Genomic DNA, 19,667 nt, shown 5'->3' on the forward strand with positions numbered 1-19,667 from the left:
GACTAAAATTAATTTTTAAGCAGGAATTAAGACTTTTTCCTTAGTTTCTATCGGTGCGGTTAAAGCGGATTCTAAATCGGCCTTCCCTAGTCTTGCTTCCAAAATTTTCAGCACTTCCCGTCCAAAATCATCGGGATTTTGTCGCCATGCTTGCAGACAAACTTCGCCAAAGAATGACCCCAAAGGTTCAGGATTCCAGAGCAGTTTTTTGGCTGTCCAGGGCATTAAACTCATGGGATCGTAGTCGGGTTTAAGAATTTCTTTTTTGAGGGCGTATTCTTCTAGATGGGTGTGGGGTTGTAGTCCGATAAAAAAGATGGCTGGTTCCACTTTATCGACTCCAAAAATATTTTCTAATTCCCGATGATAGGCGATAGTTTGACGAATGGTTTCTAGGGTTTCATCAATGACATTGAAAGAATAATTTACCGAAACCAGATCATTAAAACCCGCCGCTTTTAAGTCTCGACAATTTTGCAGAACTGTCCGCAAATTATAGCCCATACGCATTTTGCGGACTAATTCCTGAGAACCACTGGTGATACCAATTTCAAAGTAGTTCATGCCTGTTTTTACCATTAAATCGCACAGTTTCGGGGTGAGATTATCGGCACGAATATAGGCAGCCCAACGTATATCTTTCATCCCAGCATCGAGGATTTTTTCTAATAGTTCTTCTACATCGTCGATAAATTTTCTGGCGGGGATAAATTGGGCATCGGTAAACCAAAAATTGCGAATGCCGCGGTCGTATAATTGGCGTATTTCCTTAACTACTTCATCGGCAGGATTAATGCGTACTTGTTTCCCTTCGACGACGGTATAGATGCAGTAGCAGCAGTTATGGGGACAGCCGCGCTTGGTTTGTACCCCGATATAAAAGTCGTTTTCTTGGAAATAGTAGGAAAATTCCGGCCAAATACTGGCGATGTAGTCGTAGTTACAAGCGGATTTTTCTAACGGGGTGGGGGATTCGTGGATTAAACGCGGCCGGGGTGTGGTTTCTCCGACCACATAACAACGTTCATCGCTAAAGTCCCGGCCAGAGAGGAATTTTTCTAGCAGGGTTTCCCCTTCTCCTACTGATACAATTGTTCCTGTGGGCAGTTTGGTTTTTAGTTGTTCGTAGAAAACACTGACGGCACCACCCCCGACGATAACTCGCGCTTCGGGATGGTATTTTCTGGCCCGCTGCAACCCGCGGCGAATTAGTCCCTGATTGCGCCATAATTCGCCGTAGTAGGCGGTTGTCACCTTTAAACCTCCTAAAGCACCTCGCAGCTTGATTAGGGGGTTTTTAGCGTAGTAAAATTCAAAGGCGTTTTGCAGGGGATTACCACCGCGACCACCGACGGGGGCATATATTTGAATATCCCGCCAGGAGAATACTAGCAGGGTGGGCCGAAATTCGTCAACACAGCGATCGAGTGCCTGGTTAAAGTCTAAGGGGGGGACGGTGCCAAGGTCAAAAATCCTTTGTTCGATGTCGGGGAATAGTTTATGAACGTGGTCGGAAAGATAAACCACACCGATGGGGAAAATGGGGTTACAGGGGAGTCTAACGTAGAGGATGCGTTGCGCTTGCGGTTGAGTCATGAGATTTCTGAATGGGACGAGGACGCATTCTGAGTAATCTTAATATAACTTAACTTTGTCCGGCTTGTCTGGCAGTTATCAGTTATCAGTTATCAGTTATCAGTTATCAGTTATCAGATGTGAGTTTTCAGTTCACTGTTTACTGTTTACTGAAAAGCTTCCCACACCCCACACCCCACTTCCCCACTTCCCCACACCCCACACCCCACACCCCACACCCCACTTCCCCACACCCCACACCCCACACCCCACACCCCACTTCCCCACACCCCAATTCATAATTCATAATTCATAATTCATAATTCATAATTCATAATTCATAATTCATAATTCATAATTCCCACACCCCACTTGCGTCTAAGGTTAAACTTTAATTCCTAGTACCTGTGTATGGGTTCCCCGCGCTTGGGTGACACCGATGGTTCTTTCCGATGCTTCAATCATCGGCCGACGCAAACTAACGACAATAAACTGCGCTTGTTGTGCTTGTTTTTGAATCATTTTAGCCAATTTTTCTACATTGGCCCCATCTAAAAACATATCCACTTCATCAAACGCATAAAAGGGAGAAGGACGATATCTTTGTAGGGAAAAAATAAAGCTTAAAGCGGTTAAAGATTTTTCACCTCCAGACATGGAACTTAATCGCTGTACGGGTTTTCCTTTCGGATGTGCCACCAGATTTAAGCCACCATTAAAGGGGTCATTTTCGTCTTCTAGTTGTAAGTAACCATCGCCATCGGACAGGGTGGCAAATATGGTCTTAAAGTTTTCGTTCACAGCAGTAAATGCTTCCTGAAAAGCATTAAATCTGAGGGTGGTAAAGTTTTCTATCCGTAAAAGTAGTTCGGTTCTTTCCCCTTCTAGAGTTTGCAGTTTTTCTGATAGTTCATCTAATCTCTCTTTAGTTTTTTGGTATTCTTCTAAAGCTAACATATTCACAGGTTCTAAAGCTGCCAATTTCTTTTGTAACTGCCGAATATCGCTTTGAATTTTCTCGAAATCTCGCTCGCTTTCAGGAATTTCAGGCAAGGGATTGGGTAAGTCGCTTTCTAGTTGACTAATTTCTGTCTGTAAAGTGGTTAGTAATGCTTGTCTTTCCTCTTGATTGTTGACCAACTTTTCTGATTGCCAGATAGCCTGTTGTTGTTGGTTTTGTTGTTGTCGCAAAACTGTCTCTAATTGGTCTCTTTTTTGCTTGGTTTCCCCTATTTGTCGGGATAATTGCTGTAAACCTTGATTGATTTCTAAAATATGGTGATCAAGTTTTTCTATCTCCAGATTACCGATATTTCTCTGATTAACTGCATCGGTGATTATTTTCTCAATCTCGGTAATTCTATCCGCAGACTCTTGACTTTTTTCCTCTAGTCTGATTTGTTGACTTTGTAAATCTTTTAACTGTTCGCGGACTGTAGCGAGGTGATTTTCTTGGGTTTGTAACTCTAATTCTTGAGCGCGAATTATTCCCTGTACCTGTTGCCATTCGCTATGGGTATGATTGGCCTCTAAAGCAGTTAATTTCTCCTGTTCTTGCTGTAAGGATAACTCTAACTCTGGAATTTCTCTAGTTAATACCTCTAACCGTTGACGAGAAATAGTAATTTCCTCTTGCTGGCCCGATAATTGACGGGTTAAATCCTCTTTTTCTGTGGTTAAACGTTGTAAATCCTTGCTTAATTGTTGTAGAGATAATTGATTTTCCCGATGACTTTGACGGGTTTCGGTTAACTGTTGGGTTAACTGACTGATAAGATGATTAACTTGGGTGATTTTTTCTTCGTTGCGGGTAAGAATGCGATCGATTTCTGCTAATCTTTCCCGTAGAGATTCCGCTTCACTAGACTCCTTCGGAGAAATTTTACCAAAACGCAGCCCCGATCGCGTCGGTTGGCTGCCTCCGGTCATAGCGCCAGTCATCTCTAATAACTCGCCATCCAAAGTAACGATGCGATATTGATTGATATAATAACGGGCAGAATCTATATCCTCGAAAACCACGGTACTGCCAAAAATATAGTTAAAAACCTCCCGATACTGGGGTTGAAACTTAACCAAATTCACCGCTAAATCCAGATAACCCCGCGCATGACGCAGAGAGGAAATATCCTGGGGACGGGGAGGACGAATTTTATTCAGGGGTAAAAAAGTGGCCCTACCGATGCGACGCTGTTTTAGTAAGGCAATTCCGGCAGCCGCGACGCTATCATCTTGGACGACTACATGACCTAAACGACCTCCGGCGGCGATTTCCAGAGCAATTTGATAACGTTCCTCTACTTCCCCCAATTGTGCCACTAATCCGCAGATTCCGGGCAAATCTGACTGTAATAATATTTGAGTAGCATAGGTTCCCTGGGCCTCCTGTTGCGCTTGCTTGGTCGCTTCCAGTTTATCTAATTCCCTCTGTTTGTCCCGTTGTTCCTTGAGCAGACGTTTTTGGGTGTCCTGACTGATGACGCGATTTTGTTCGGCAATGGTGAGTTTTTGGGCTAAATTTTGAATATCGGGTTCCGATTGATTAATTTTTTGTAATATTTCTTGACTTTCTTCCGTTTTTATGCTAATGACTTGCTCTAATTCTTGCAGACGTTGACCAGCTTCTACTATATTAGTTTGCAATCGATCGCATCTTTCGGTCAATTGGGCCCGTTGGCTACGGTAGGGGTTTAATTGTTCCTGAAGACGGGTAATATTGCGGGAAAGGTCACTTTGTTCTTTTACCCAAGCTTCTGACGCTTCCGCGAGACTACTTGCTTGCAGACGATGGGTTTCTAGGGTTTCCCTTGCGGTTTGGGTTGTCCGTAGGAGATTGGGTAAAATTTCAGTTTCTAAACGGCTTTTTTGGGCAGTAATCTGGTTTAATTCGCGATTATAGCGATTAATTTCCTCTAAAAGTCTGGTTTTCTGTGCCTGAGATTCTTTTTCGAGGTTTTCTAACTCTTTTTGTCGTTGTTGCTGTTGTTGTCGTTTGGCCTGTTGACTCGCTAATCGGGAAGTTAGGGACAGGTGTTCATCTTCCCCAAAAGCTTTAACCTGTTGATTGAGTTTCTCTAATTCTTGACTATTTTGGGCGATTTGTTTGGATAAATTGGCGATAGTCTCCGTTAAAACCTGTTTTTCCCTTTCCCCAGCTTGAATTTGTTCTTTTACTTGCTGGCAGCGCTGCTGGAGATTTTGCCAATGGAGGACAATTTCCCATTGTTGTTTTTCTTGGACTTGGGCCTTGAGTTTTTGGTATTTTTCGGCTTTAATGCGATCGAGTGCTAATTTCTCCAGAGATTTTTGCAATTCTGTGGCAATAATTTGGCAGCGTTCTTCCCTTTCTTTAACCGAATCGATATTCTCCTTAGTTTTCTCAATTTTGCGGTCAAATTCGGCTACTCCTGCCAATTCGTCGATAATTTCTCGTCTTTCCTTGGCATTCATGCTGATAATTCGGGTTACGTCCCCCTGTAACACCACGTTGTACCCTTCGGGATAGATGCGTAAACGGTTTAATTGGTCGTGAAGTTCGCTAACCGTACAGGTTTCCCCATTGATATAGTAGGTAGAAGTATAGCTGCCACCCTTAGCCACTTTTAAGCGTCGGGAAACCGTCCAATCCCTATCGGTTGCGTCAGGAATATCGCTAACATCAAAAGTCACCGAAACACTCGCTTCTGAGCTATGACGTTGACTGTTATAGCTGTGATTGACTAAATCCGGTAATCTTTCGGCCCGCATTCCCTTGGAAGTAGCTAATCCCAAGCAAAATAGCAATGCGTCAAGGATATTCGACTTTCCCGAACCATTTGGACCAGAAACCACCGTAAACCCCGGTAAAAAGGGTATAGGAGTCGTTCCCCCGAAGGATTTGAAGTGTGAGAGTTCGACCTTTTTGATGTAAACCATGGCAATAAGCAAAAAGTAGGCAAGCTATCAGCTGTCAGCTGGAATCGATAAGGGATAACTCCGGTTTATCCTTGACAATATCCTCAGACTTGACCGGAGATGAGTTTGATTAGTTGCGTAGTTGGAAAATTTTATGACAACACCCTTATAGAAAAATATAGCTGATAGCCCCCTTAGATGGCTTGAATCCATTCCTTGACTTGGTACTCTGTCCAGATGCCATTTTGCCAGTAGGGATCCGCTTCGATTAATTCTCGCACTTCTGACTCGCTGGCTGCCTGATAAATTGCGAAAACTTGGCTTAAATCTGCCGTTGGTCCGATAGTAACGAGAATTCCCCGTTCTTTCTGTTGATTTAATCCCTCTAGATGTGCTTGACGATAGGGTGCGCGTTTTTCCAGCACGTTTTCACAATAACTACCCCAGACAACAAATTTCGGCATATTTGACCTGTACTCTCTTGATCTGTTGCTATTTTACGATCGAATCGTCAATCAGACTAAATCAATCTAGAAAAGTGGGGGGGGGTTGGAGTTGGCTGATTTTGTCTATGCCAAAGTTTTACAGAAAGTTTAAGTAGAGTAATCGATAAACTACGCCTACCCATTAGTTTGAGGTAGGCGTTTTTAGCTAAGGAAGTCTCAAATTAGTTAGGGACTTTTGCGAAAGACAAGACCTATTCCTCCTAAGGTAATTAAACCGATAACGATAGAAGGTTCAGGAACTTTGCTAAAAGTTAGGCTACCTTGTCCTGCAATACCCAAGCGAGGAGTATAGGTAAAAGCCGCTTCACTTAGTTCAAAAAATCCGCTAGTCAGGGCAAAATTAGCGATGGGAAAGAAGGCATTAGTAGAGGTGACACTATAATCGATGCCAATAAAAGTCCCATCGAAATAATTAGCCACGGGAGGGGCATCGGCCGAAGTGAGATTAAAGCTATGGTCGAGGAGATTAAAACTAATATTGGTCAAGGGGATAGATTCAAAATCTACGCCTGTAATCGCCCCATCATCGAAACTGGCCGAACCAGAATAACTCCCATTCAGACTTCCAGAAGTTATAACACCTTGAAAATTGTAGGTGATATTTGCCGCTTGTAAACTATTGACATTGACGGCAAAATATGCTAGGGCTAAACCTGTGATTACAGCAACTTTATTCATGGAAATTACTCCTTAAAAAAAACGGTGGGCATTGATAGCCCACCAAAAAAAACTAGAACAGGAAATTGGCAAGGTTATTCAAGACCGCCACCGCAACGTTATTAATTAACGCTAGGGGTAAAGGACTTGCGGCAGTTCCAAAACCATCAGTATCGATATTGAGAACCGTACTACTACCACGAGCAGTAAAAGTGATATAACCATCAGCAATGGGATTACTGCCGGTGTAATTCAAACTATTAAGCAGTTGCGTGAGAACAATTTTGTCGCTGCCGACGGTAAAATCAGTAATAGTATCACTGCGATCGCTCAAACTGACATAAACAAACAAATCATTACCACCTAAACCAGTTAGGGTGTCGCGACCTTGAAACCCGACTAAGACATCATCACCGGTAGTACCCACTAGATTATCAATGCTGGCCGTACCCGAACGAGTGGAACGCAAAACTTCATCACTGCGGAAATTGAGGTTTTGCAGACGGGTATCAAATTCTCTGCTCACATCTTCCCCTAAAAAGGGTTGATTGAAGAAATTCGCCCGTAAATACTCCGCAAAAGCGTCCTGTTCCGTACCATCGGGGGCAAAAGTTGCATTTCCAGTGAAGTTGGGTGTACTGCCTAGCAAATTGACGCGATTGCGCTGGGGAATGGTATAACCATCACCGCCATCAAGAAGAAAAGAAAGCGTCACCATGCGGAAGCTACGATTAGCATCACCGACAATTGCGCCATTTTGCACCACCACATCGATAACTGTGCCGTTTTCATCCTTGATTACCAAAGATTTTATCCGACTGCCAGCGGGGTCATCAAGGTCGAAACTGAAGGCCATTCCTCCCACTTGCGGGAAACGGCCTTGGGAATTAGCAGGATCATTTGTACTAGCTGCCAGACCATACTCCAAAATCCCCTTTAATTCACTCGCGGTGACAGTGGTGAGACTAAGGGAATTATTAAAACTGAGGGCATTTTTAATCGCTACTTCTGAAATTCCCCCGGCCGGTTTCACTCCGGGTACTTCTTCCGGTGCTACCCGTACGGCTTCCGTACCGGTGGGAACGATGATACTGCCAATGCTATTGCGAATACCACCGCCATTTTTCAGGGAAATAACCACGTTAGCATCGGTTTTTTTGGCCTCAGCTAGGTTAGCATCGGCGGTAATATTGCCGAGGTTGGTTTCCTGTTGGCGAACTCCATCTAATCCTGTCCCCGACCGTTGACCGTTGAGGAAAACTCGCGTAAAACCGAAGAAATTGCCTTCTTGAGCGTTAATAACCCCTCTGAGGGAATTGGTAATCCCCCGAATTTCGGGGTCTTCTAATCCTGTTCCCCCCACTTCCGTCACCCCTTGGGCATCGGTGGCGTAAGCGCCGCTAATATTGGGATTGTAGCTTTCGGGAATGATATGACCACTGCTATCAAAATCGATAACTAAGCGCCCGACGTATTTGTAATTAGCGTCGGTATTAACTACCGCTACCGGTTTTCCCTCCGGGTTAGTTTTGACAATGGGGTAAACGCCCTGGAAGGTGTCTCCGGCGCGTAAACGGTCATTTTCGTCGGTTAAACGAGTATGGGAACCACCAGCGACAATAATATCGACATTGCGTAAACGTTCCGCTAGGGCCTGTTCGATCGATAATTGTTGCATATGGGCTAACAAAACGACCTTATTCATCCCCGGATTAGCGGCCAAAAGTGCATCGACGGAAGCTTGAATAATGGCCGCTAAAGCATCAAGGTCATTTGGATTAGCAGGAGAAACTCCCACGTTACCCGGACTGGAAATTGAGCGTAAAATCGGGGTAGTTGCCCCAACAATGCCAATTTTCTCGCCATCGGGCAGAGTAATCACCGTACTCTTAGCGATTTTATTAGCAATGGTACTCGCTTCCTGACCATCGGCAGTCACTAAACTGGCTAAGTTGGTATCGGGGGCAAAATTAAGATTAGAACTGAGATAGGGGAAATTTGTACCCGGATAGTTGCCATTGGCAAGAATTAGATTACGGACAACTGCTGTACCTTGATCAAATTCATGATTGCCAAAAGCGTTCGCTTGTACTCCCAAATTGTTGAGAATCTGGATATCGCCGCGGCCAACTGCCCCGAATACCTGTTCGCTGGCCCCGAAAAATAGCCCCGGAATGTAGGCATCTCCAGACGCAAGGGTGAGGGTATTGGCAAAACCTGCTACACCATCGTTATCGATGTCCTGCTGTTTGAGGGCATTTAACACCGCACTCATGCGCGGGGCATCATCAAGGGCTGAAATTCCGCCTTCGTTGTCGGAAAAATGGAATAATTGCAGTTTAAAGGGTTGAGGGGTGGTTAAATTTAAACCAATTAAAACGGGATCATGATCACTGGTACGATAGGGGTTAACTTGGTAGAGTGCAGAGGGGTTTAAGGGAGGATTGGAGGGATTTTCCCCGGGGTCAACGATATTGTCATCGTAGTCGAAAACACTAGGTTCATCGGCGTTAATGTGCCATTCTGTCACTCCCGTTACCTGGGAGGCTAAACTAGCATTAGCGAGAGCATGGTCAAGATAACCAGCTTGACCATCGAAAACGTAGGAATAAGCGTTAATACCCCCAAATTGACCCACTAAATTTGTATATCCGGCGGATTCGAGCGCTCGAATAGGGTCTTCTTGGGCGTAGGCATTGAAATCCCCGATAATTAAATAATCCCTATCACCGCTATTAGTGGGATCCGTGGCTATCCAATCCCTTAAGGCTAAGGCCGCATTGGTGCGACTGGCATTCCAGAAACCTTGACCATCCCCTCGATCGAAGTTAGGATCACTTGTATTAGTTAAACCCGATTGACCTTTTGATTTTAGGTGATTGACGACTAAATTAAATTTGGCACCGGTATTGACTTCTTGGAAGGCTTGTGCTAGGGCGGGACGATTGCGAGTATCATCGAAACGAGCATCAACGCTACTGTCTAAGATCTTAAAATCACCTACAGGGGTAACTTTAGCGGGTTTGTAGATGATTCCCACCTTAATCGCATCAGTGCCAATTGTACCTGTGGGGATAAAAGCGTAGGTTCCTGCACCTGCAACGGCATTTAAAGCGTTAACAAGCTTAGATATCGCCCCATCGCCGTTATTTTCCAATTCTATCAACCCGAAAACATCGGCATCAAGACCGATAAGTGCCGTGACTAATTTCTCCTCTTGACGCTGGAATTCGTTGATACTATTGGCACCCCGGGCATTATTAGTGCCATTGGCGATGGTGGTAAAGTAATTAAGGACGTTATAACTGGCAATTTTTAGGCGACCACCCACATTAGTGGGCGTTTCTGAGCGATTATTGACCGCTTGGAAGTCCACACCTTGGTTATTCTGGATGCGATAGACTCCAAAACGTTGGTCTAAAACTCCGGTTAATCCCGTTACTGTGTCCCCGGCCCGTAAAATATTACTGGTACTGAGGGGATTGCCACCACGTCCGAATAGAGTCGTCGGAAAAGTGAGATTACTACCATCATCTAGGGTAATTCGTCGCAGATTATTACTCGCTTGTAAAGTATTGGCATCTGTCCCCGGATTGGTAACGTTAGTGGGTTGCTGTAAACGTCCCCCGGAGGATAAAACCACACTACCAAAACGACCAAGTTGGAAATATTCGGTTAAAGAGAGAGTTTCGGCGAAAGTTGTCCGCATTCCCTCAAAAGCTTCTAAAACTTGCGGTTGAGCATTCGCGTTCGAGAGATTGCTAATAGTGGCGGCCGTGGGTAAGGGATTATTATTAGAAATAATTAACGCTTCTGTGATGCTGCTCAGTTGGGTTAAGGATACCCCCGCGTTACCAAATTCACTAACTGTTCCTGTAATTCTAACTTTATCGCCGATAGTAAGGTTAATAATCGGGATATTGCCTTCAAAAATAAATAAACCTTCGGAAGTCAGAGGATTACTATCGCTATCGCTATCTTCCTCCTGAAGATAAAAACCACTTAATCCCGTATTACCCTGGAAATCTCCCACCACGATCGCCTCTACAGTCACCAATTGATTTAAAATTGGACTGACTAAACCCGTGCCTTGAATTTCATGGATTTTTACGAGGGTAGGAGTGGGTAGAATATATGTACTGGGGGCAGCTAAACCAGTCACGGCAATATCATCAATTGCGTATTCATCGCGACTACCGCTACCACTAACATCATCTCCTGTCCAACGCAGGAAAAAATTACTATTAGCGGCGATACTTAATCCAGAAAGGGTAATAGAACGAGTTACCGACTGCCAACCGGAACTGTCCAGCTTATCCGGGGTGATAAAGTCTAAACTGCTAACAGCAGTAAAAGTATTTCCGTCCCCAGAATAGGAAAAATTCAGAGAATTAGCCCGATTTTGGTCGTTGCGAAAGCGGATGATATAGGAAAGAGTAATCGAATCCACTAAGCTATTAGTGACATTCTGTAAGCGTAGGGTGATAGCGCCGGGGGTAAAATCATCTCCTGTGGGTTGTACCCCAAAAGCATTATTTCCCGAAGCGATGCTGAAAGCATAAACTCCCCCAGTGGTGACAGGGTTAGATGTCTGTCCTCTGGCAAAATCTCCTGAAGAAGTACGGGTGTCCCCATGGGTCATGCTGCCATCGGAAAGACCGGAAATAATCCAAAGGTCGGAATCTAGCTGACCTAGACTCGGAATCGGGGCGAATCCCGAACCAGTAAAAGCATTAAAATTTTCTGTAAAGGTAGCGTTACTCATACTGTAGTGATCAAGATGCCTTTACTACCTTAGAGTCCAGAAATTAATCTGGGGTAAACCTGTAGTTAAGGGACAGTGTTAGTTCAATTAAGCAATATTTATCGGTGATTTATCGAATGGGGTGCATTGTCAACTGTATTGCCTTTAAACTGAGTAGGGGTCGAGAAGGTCGTCGTCCCCATCCCCTGCCATTCCGAACCGTACATGAGACTTTCACCTCATAGGGCCTCTAGTTTGACTGTTCCCTTTGTCAAGTTAAGGAAGTTACAGTGAGTTGGATGCTATCTCGATTATTGCCATAGGCGATGATCACATCGTTAGCAAAGCAGTAAAGCCGTCCTGTTTTTGGGGCTATAAACTGTTTATTTGTGCCGATGAGGAAGAAACTATCTTGATCTTTATCAATTGAACCAATCAGTGAAAACCAAGCTGAATTAGGCATTCGTCGTAGTCCTTCACATAGTTTCAGCAAGAAATTAAGTAGGGAGGCACAATTATTTGTAGGATGGGTTAGCGGTAGCGTAACCCATGCGGGCGTTGGGTTTCATGCTTCAACCCAACCTACGTTCATCTTATATTTAATTCCACCCACCCACTTAGGACTTTCATAACCATCAGCATTAGAGGTAATTGTCCAGTCTGTCCATTGACCTGTTGCTTGAAAATGATATTCTTGTCCAGCGACAATACGCTTAAATTCTATAGGGGAGGAAAAGCGCAGGATTTTCCCATGTATCGCCTTTCCTCCTTAAAGATTTCAACTTTGCCATCACTTCAAGAGTTGCACCTTATCTGAGATTATTTTTAATAACCACAAACCAAGGTCTGAAATCAGGTTTGGTGACTTTGATGTGTCCCTGATCGTCTAGAGAAACAATCGTTTTTGCCACACTATCTCCTACATTCCCACCGATGACTTCTAATTGATTGTTATTTTTGGCAACCACAATATCACAATGAGATTCAAAATCTCCTTGATCAATAATCTTCCAATAGGTTAAACCCGCATTTTCTCCTCGCGGCGCACAGATTAGATCGCCAACAGATGGACGAATCCAATCAATGGGATAGCCTCGAAAAGAAGCATTAGGATTGTCCCGATTTTTGACGGCATCAACGATGTAAGTAGCGTGACGGACACTATATTTAAACTGATCACCTGCCCGTGATTGTTTCATAATAAAAGAAATAAAAGCGGCTGACCAAGGATAATTATCCCAGCCTCCTTGATTTTTATCTGCTATTCTGGGTAATCTACAAAAGTCACCTCTAGGGGGTGTTTTTACACTGCGCCAGTAACGATTAACTATGTTACATTGAGCATATTCTAGAGGTCTTTCAGCTGTTCCTGTATCTCTGCGTATTTCAGTATCTGCTTTAGCTCTGACAACAATGGGTGGATTATGAAAATTTCGCCATTCTTTAACAGCGTTTTCAGCCACTTTTTCTTGAAAGATATGAGCTTTTGTTGCCCCAGTAATGACTAAAAAGCTAATAGTTAATAATCCACCAGCAATTAGAGTATTGAAAAGTTTCATAACTCCCTCCTTTCCCTTATTTGAGAGATAGAAAAAAAGATAATTAAAACAATGAACAAAGATTCAATTGATCAACAATCTTCTGAACCTCCTGTAACAGAGCATCAGCTTCAGGACAAATTTCAGCTTCTAGGCGGTTAATTGGTCCCCAATGTTTTCGGAGATTTCTTAAGCCAATAGCAGCAAATTCGGCGGCAAAAGCCGGACAAGCTTTCGACAAGCGTTGAAATTCTTTTCCTTTCCCTTCTCCATAGTTTTCCCAGTCTTGAGGAGGACAAGTAACCCCTTCCTTAAAGATTTCGATAAACCCTGATGAATTGGCTAAATACTGTTCAAATAACTGAGGTAACAATAGATGAGAATTTCGGGCATTATAGCTTGTTTGAAATAATCCCGCTTCCGCCGTTTCAGCAGTGGTATTGCTGGCTGAACGATCACGTCCTTCACAGTGTTTTCCAGAACTTTCTCGCATTCCTAAACCTATCAGCAAGACAAATAAATGTCTGAGGGTATCAACCCCTGCCACGCTATTATTCATCCCTAAATCACGGAATTTCTGAGCGTAGTGTGCTAAGGCATCTTTATCGGAGTTTCCTGTGTTAGCTTTCGCCATTTCTTTGGCAAAGGGATTAGCTGCTTTCAACTGGCAATAAACCTTAGCGTAGACAACTGCCATCCCTTTAATGTAACCTTTGGGTGCAACTCCTCGATCGAGCCAGTGATAACGGGCTATTTGGGAATTAGCGGCAACCTCAATAATTTTATCAAGTCCATCCGTGGCGTAAACAACATTAATATAGATACTGGTTTCTGCCTTTTTTTGATTTCCTTGCTCAAAACCGATGGCGGTAATTTTGCGCTCACCGATATTGGTAAATCCTGAATAAGTAATCGACCAAGAACCATCCGCTTTAACCTGACCACTGCCTAGGGAATATTGTTCGTCTGCTTTTAGTTCTACAGTGACTATTCCAGGATCGACTTTGCCTGTAAAAGTAACAGGTTTTAGACATTCAAATCGAGCATGATTGGTAGGATTGATAATTTGTAAGGTACTCATAGATTACTCCTGTCAAATTTATCTAAATTCTGTGTTATTGAACTTGAATACAAGGTAAGTTTTCCGTTAATTCTTGTAATCTTACCCAGAAAAATTGTGTGGGTTTACTTTCTATTCCTTCTTTTTCGAGAAGATTTTGTGATTCTTCGGCGGCCTGTTTTCCGGCTAAAGCGTGTCGGCGATCGCATTCACATTGAGATAAGTTAGCCGCCTGTTGATAATAATCAATAGCTTTTGTGAAATTTCCAGAAACTTCTTGAGTGAAAGCTAACCGAAAATATCGATCTAATACTGTTTCATTGGGTTGAGGTTCAGGGTCAGGATTAAGAGGTCTAGAAATGTCACAAGATGGGAAAAAAGTTGTTGTCTCTGGTTCAAGCGTTAAAGGTTGATCTAGAGAAGATAGCATACACCCCGCTAATAACCCAATAATCATGAGTAATATGAGGCTAAATTTCATCTAGCTATCCTCCCTTTTTAACTACTTTCAGGGAACAGTCAATCAACAGATATTACCAAAGGATAATTGCACCCTGACCACTGGCTTGAGCGGTATAAAGTCGTAATCGAAGATAATAGGTTCGTCCTTTAATTAAACGAGTGATAATTTGTGCATTGTTGTCCAAACCACTATTATCATCACCTGCCATATAGCGAGGTGTTCCATTGACATCTTCAAATAAGACAATTACCGTATCTAAATGACCGATGGTTTCAATAGTATATTTTCGGGGTTCCTCTGGTCGAATGATAAAATCGAGTTGCTCACTAGGATTGATGTTGATTAAAATTGACTGATACGGTTTGAGTTCAATATTGACTTCAGATGTCCGCGGATAAAAACGTTTAACAGTTTCAATGTCAATCGGAGATAAGCCTGGTTCAGGAATCAAAGGTAGAGTTTCATAACCCGATGGCGAGAGGATTAATCCCTCCTTAAAATGATAGTGCATGATGGAATTTTTATCCCAACCTGAACCTTTAACTAAATCGGGAGAAATTTTGCGAATGATATTATTATACGTCTTTTCCCGTGACCAATAATTAGGATCTCCCGCATAAGTTTGATAGACTTTTTCTTCATTCCAGACAATACCAGCTAAGGGATTTTGATGTTCATGGGGAAAACCAAGGGCATGACCAATTTCATGTAATGCCGTATCTCGTCCGTAGGGAGTGGTTAAATCCCAACCAAAATTCATCGTCCGTTCACGGGGATTGGTCACATAATCGATGGCATCGCGTCCGATATAAGACCAAGATCCCTCTTGTGGATCAAAACCAATCCGAATTTCTGCTTCACTGGGATCGGTAACTTCAACAAATGCTAAACCAATGCCTAAATTTTTCCATGTATTGAAGGCTTGGCGGACGGCTTCTTTTTGTCTTTCTTCTCCTCGCCAACGACTAGGTGTATCCAAAAAGCAATAATGGAGTATCGTTCGATTAACCCATTTTTTCTGACTGATCAGAATGAGAGAAGCCCGATTTGGGTCAATATCCTCTGATAGAAGACGCTCTGGGACAGCCGGTAAACTGCAAAAGGCAGGATGTTCTAACTGTTCAAGTTTGGGGATTTCTTCATCTAATTCTTGACCGTGACCCTCAAACAGACTCTCATCAGCAAATAATTCTGCGATCGCTTCAGGTTGGGGTTCAATACTATTGTAGATGTCTTTGACCTGTTGTTTAAAACGATCCCAATCATTTAGAAGTAATCGGGGACAGTTTTTTCCCGTCCAATGTTTATGGGTAACAACGTTACTGAGAGGAATATTGAGGTCATACATTAAGATCGCCGTTAAGGTAGCCGCACGATCATTAGCAGCTTCTTGATCAATCCCTTCATTCATGCAAATCTCAATACCCACACTTTTCTTATTACCTTCACCACTTCCGGCGTGCCATCCTTTTTCATTGACAGGTAAATGTTTAATAGAACGCTTGTCGTCAACAGTATAATGCCAAGAAACCTTCCGATTTTGAGCATCTTGACCTTTTACATATCGGGCATGGGCGCGAGCATCGGCCCCCCTTCCCGAGTTATCAGTGTTATGAATAGTGATGAAACTAGGCGTTATTTTTGTGTTGGGACGATTAGAATTTGACTCAGGAATTAAGTCGATTTCTAAATTTAAGCTTTCTCCAAGTTTTTTACGGCTAACCATCATTTTAATCCTCAATTTTCCCAAAAGGCAACAAGTATTAACTCCCCTCTCCCACACACAGAAGAGGGGAACTTGCTGATTTAACTACTCATGATTTGCTCAAACAGGAAAAGCTCATCTTCTGAGAGTTGCACATTTTCTTCGATAAACGCTGGCATTCCCGCTCCAAGATTGACAGCTTCAGGTAAGGCTTCAGGGACAGGGAAGTTATTCAGTTTGGTTAACCATTGTTGAGCTAAGTTAGCGATGTGATGCGCCCGATCCATATCATTAATGACTTTTCTCGCATTCACAAAGTCAGTACGGTTAACACTGACATATTGCCCTAAGCGTCGTCCCGTAAAGATGCCATTAGCCATCCCATGAACAAGGATATATAAAGAAATACTTGGCTCTAAGGCTCGATCGGGATTATTAACGAGATCAACTCCTAAAATATTGCTATATTTCTGATAGTTCGTTCTCCAAGTCAGTTGCACATAGCCTCGACCGTAGTAAGGATAATAACGAAGATTTTGTCGTCGCCATTCTTCGGTTTTCCAAAAGGCTTCTCGCACTGGTTTATAAGTATTGGCAGTTTCATGTTGTACGGTTGCCATAATATAGGCAATCTGAGTTCTTAAGGTTAAGCCGTGTTTTTGACCTTCTTGAATCACCGCACGAGCTAAACCATCAGGCAGAGGGGGTTGAGGGGGTGGGGGTAAAACGCCGTTTGTACTATATCGTAAGAGTGCCTTGGCGGTAGAAGGACCCAAGATGTCTCCCCCCGTCAGTCCTTTTTCTTCTTTAAAATCCCGTAAGGCTTGCCGAGTAATGCCCCCAAAATCACCGTCAATGGTGTAATTGTATAAATTTAATCCTTTAAGGATGGTTTGAATTTCTCGACAGAGTTCTTCATCCTCGTTTAACGGAGAAGAGGCAATTTCGCCGAAAGTAATGTATTTATTTTGGTCGATAACTTGCTGTAAGGTACTCATTCTGGATGCTCCTTGTCAAAAATTGACATAATTGACTTATTAAACGCCGACAAAGCGACGGACTAAAATGGCTACACGAATGAAGTAATCAATCACCTGTTGTGTCCGAACCGCACGGTCAATATCTTGGCGAATACTGCGGCATTGGGCAATAATTTGAGCGTGATCCGTTCCAATGACAACAAGACGAATTAATGCGCCTCTGACAGCATTTAACGCTTTTTGGCATTGTTCAATGGCATCATAAAGTAAATCAGCCAAAGCCCAATCATTGTTATCTTCTGCCCTCAGTAATTCAAACTGTAGGCGAAATTCGATGTTTTTAAGTCTGTTTTCCGCTTGGCGGAGAATTTGCAGATCAATAGGTGTTCCGACGGGAAGATTGGCGGTTAAGCTCACGGTATCGATCAGTTGTTTGATCTCAGCCATGATCTTATTAAGATTGGGAGATGCAGTTGTAACTGTTTCTAAGCTTTCTCTGTTCAAATCTACGTCTTTTGGTACTAAAGGGGTTAAGGATACATTTAACGCCGATAACACTCTCGGTAAATGACAAGCAATTGCGTGTTCTTGTCTGGGATCGGGATTTGATTCTCCCGCAAAGTGTAAACCAACCCCTTCATGGGTTTGAGGATCGTACCAAATTGCTCCCGAATCACCCCCTGCGCTAATTTCCTCATTATCGGGATTATTAGGGATAATTGCCACAATTTTGAACCCTTGAACCGTTTTGCTGCCCACTGGATAAGTCAGAGTGTATGATCCCACCCCATCAATTTTGCCTCGTGTTACTCCCGTAGTTCTGGCTGATTTTTCTAAAATTTGACCGACATCGCTTAAACTAGCCAAACGAGCCGATTTAACGACCACTCCCGTGTTAAACTGAGCCAATTCAAGGCTACGATCTGAGGGACTATCCCAAAAAGCGATCGCTGCGTCCCCTTCTTCATTCAGCAGAGAACGCCCTAACCATCCCACTCGATCAAGGGTTAATCGTCCGCCATCAGCCGCACCGGGTTGAATAACCTCATCCCCTGGAGAAGCTTCCTTACTTCCGACTAAAACGTGCCAATTACTCAAGATACAAGGTTTTCCTGTCATCTTATCATAGACGATCGCCCCTAAAGTCCCCGTCGCTGTCCGAAAATGACCCACACTAATTCCTGGTTGAATTGGATTAAGACGAGTTTGCCGTTTCAACGTTGTTTCTGCCACAACAGCTATATGAGGTCGATAAATCCCTTGAATCACGTCAAGAGGAATACCATCAATCTCTTTGGGGAAGATTTCCACTGCTTCTAAGCTAGATTCCGGCAGTTTTTCCTTAACATGAACTCGAACGACAATATTATCCGTGGGTTGACCTTCCGTGTATTGATAACCGACATCAACCCCTGTGACGTAATCCCTTCCCATGTAGGCTTTAAAGGCTTTTTGATAAGCTCCTTGCAGTTGAGCTTCGGAATAGTTAGTAGGCATAGTTGCAACCTCTCGTTAATTAAATGTTTACTGAGAACAATTTAGGGGGGCAGATGCAGAAGAACTGACTTGCCAACGCTGTTGAGGAAGTTCATTGAGAATTCGGTTTAAAGCGGCATCCTTTTGAATGCTTGTCTGAATCTCGGTGATTTTGCTATTAACGCTGGTTAAATCGCGACCACTTAAACTGGAAGCAATGCCTAAAGCGGTGGTAATCTTAGCCACAATTTCGTTAAGACTGAGGCGATCGTAGTCTTCAATTAAAGCCGAAAGTTGTGTGCCTGTTTGGGCAGTTAAGAGCAATTTAGCCGTTGCTTGACAGACGATTGTGGTTTCTTGGGCATTAATGGTAAAAAGTTGATCAAGCAATTGATTCGCTGTCTCGATAATTTGTCTTCGTTCAGCGTCTGTGGTTGCTGAAGCATAACGAGTGCGTAGTTGAGCAAATTGATAGAAAATCCAAACCCGATTAGCATTTTTAGGACTGGGGGGATTTTGACGGATCATTTCGGCTAAAAGAAGCATTTTCACGGTTAACCTTCGTGCAGGTTCGGCTGCACTTGCCACTGCTTTCGATTCTGTCCCTAATAAGCCTGCTTGCTCAAGATTGGTAAAGGTTTCCGCGGCGACGACATATTCTTGACGCAGATCATCGAGAGCTTCGTTGACGGGATTAGGAATGGCTGGACTAATACCCAGTATTTGGCCAATAATTTTATTAATTGCCTCTGGATTGCCAAAATCAAGGTTAGGATCAGTTAAAAGCCTTCTGACTAGGACTTCTCGGCGCTGATTTTCAGGTCTAGCATTCGCTGTAAGTTGATAAATGACTTTGGTGGCGGCGATCGCTTCCGTGGCTTGAGTCTGAAAATTGAGGGCTGTTAGTCGTAAAATTGCCCTTCTTTCGGGACTGCATCCATTCAACGTCAAACTTAAAGCCAGAATTCCTAAGGAACCGAGCACCCATCCTTGAATGGAAGATTCTTTAAGCATAGATTTTCCCTCACTATGAATGATGTTAAATATTGGCTAGGAAACCAAAAACAAC

13 protein-coding genes are annotated in these 19,667 nt (G+C 43.3%); all 13 read right to left on the reverse strand.

Annotated elements, in window-relative coordinates:
• Positions 1-15: 15 nt before the first annotated feature.
• Entirely contained in the window at positions 16-1,596 is a 1,581-nt protein-coding gene (locus MICAI_RS13430; protein ID WP_008202874.1) for a photosystem II high light acclimation radical SAM protein, read from the reverse strand.
• A gap of 363 nt (positions 1,597-1,959) precedes the next feature.
• Positions 1,960-5,490 carry a chromosome segregation protein SMC gene (gene smc / locus MICAI_RS13435; RefSeq protein WP_008202877.1) on the reverse strand — a complete coding sequence of 1,177 codons (3,531 nt, stop codon included), beginning with the start codon at positions 5,488-5,490 and terminating at the stop codon, positions 1,960-1,962.
• 173 nt (positions 5,491-5,663) lie between these two features.
• Complete coding sequence (locus MICAI_RS13440) at positions 5,664-5,933, reverse strand: YciI family protein (protein WP_002736230.1); 270 nt, start codon at positions 5,931-5,933, stop codon at positions 5,664-5,666.
• A gap of 207 nt (positions 5,934-6,140) precedes the next feature.
• Positions 6,141-6,653, reverse strand: coding sequence for a PEP-CTERM sorting domain-containing protein (locus tag MICAI_RS13445; RefSeq protein ID WP_008202879.1), 513 nt, complete (start codon positions 6,651-6,653; stop codon positions 6,141-6,143).
• Between the two features lie 52 nt (positions 6,654-6,705).
• Positions 6,706-11,397, reverse strand: a complete 4,692-nt coding sequence (locus MICAI_RS22555; protein WP_008202882.1) for an ExeM/NucH family extracellular endonuclease — start codon at positions 11,395-11,397, stop codon at positions 6,706-6,708.
• A 250-nt stretch (positions 11,398-11,647) separates the two neighbouring features.
• Positions 11,648-11,839 (reverse strand): hypothetical protein, encoded by a 192-nt coding sequence (locus MICAI_RS23970; RefSeq protein WP_223210022.1) that lies wholly within the window; start codon positions 11,837-11,839, stop codon positions 11,648-11,650.
• A 346-nt stretch (positions 11,840-12,185) separates the two neighbouring features.
• Positions 12,186-12,935 carry a DUF2272 domain-containing protein gene (locus tag MICAI_RS13465; RefSeq protein WP_008202884.1) on the reverse strand — a complete coding sequence of 250 codons (750 nt, stop codon included), beginning with the start codon at positions 12,933-12,935 and terminating at the stop codon, positions 12,186-12,188.
• Between the two features lie 43 nt (positions 12,936-12,978).
• On the reverse strand, positions 12,979-13,995 hold the full coding sequence (locus tag MICAI_RS13470) for a hypothetical protein (RefSeq protein WP_008202886.1): 1,017 nt from the start codon (positions 13,993-13,995) through the stop codon (positions 12,979-12,981).
• 34 nt (positions 13,996-14,029) lie between these two features.
• Positions 14,030-14,455 carry a tetratricopeptide repeat protein gene (locus MICAI_RS13475; protein ID WP_008202888.1) on the reverse strand — a complete coding sequence of 142 codons (426 nt, stop codon included), beginning with the start codon at positions 14,453-14,455 and terminating at the stop codon, positions 14,030-14,032.
• A 52-nt stretch (positions 14,456-14,507) separates the two neighbouring features.
• A complete protein-coding gene (locus MICAI_RS13480; protein WP_008202890.1) occupies positions 14,508-16,163 on the reverse strand; it encodes an N-acetylmuramoyl-L-alanine amidase in 1,656 nt (551 codons plus the stop codon).
• Positions 16,164-16,243: 80 nt separating this feature from the next.
• Entirely contained in the window at positions 16,244-17,140 is an 897-nt protein-coding gene (locus MICAI_RS22565) for a peptidoglycan-binding domain-containing protein (RefSeq protein ID WP_008202893.1), read from the reverse strand.
• Positions 17,141-17,179: 39 nt separating this feature from the next.
• Entirely contained in the window at positions 17,180-18,619 is a 1,440-nt protein-coding gene (locus MICAI_RS22570) for a hypothetical protein (RefSeq protein WP_008202896.1), read from the reverse strand.
• 27 nt (positions 18,620-18,646) lie between these two features.
• A complete protein-coding gene (locus tag MICAI_RS13495; protein ID WP_008202898.1) occupies positions 18,647-19,612 on the reverse strand; it encodes a hypothetical protein in 966 nt (321 codons plus the stop codon).
• Positions 19,613-19,667 lie beyond the last annotated feature (55 nt).

It is taken from the genome of Microcystis sp. T1-4 (assembly GCF_000297435.1).
Lineage (GTDB): Bacteria > Cyanobacteriota > Cyanobacteriia > Cyanobacteriales > Microcystaceae > Microcystis.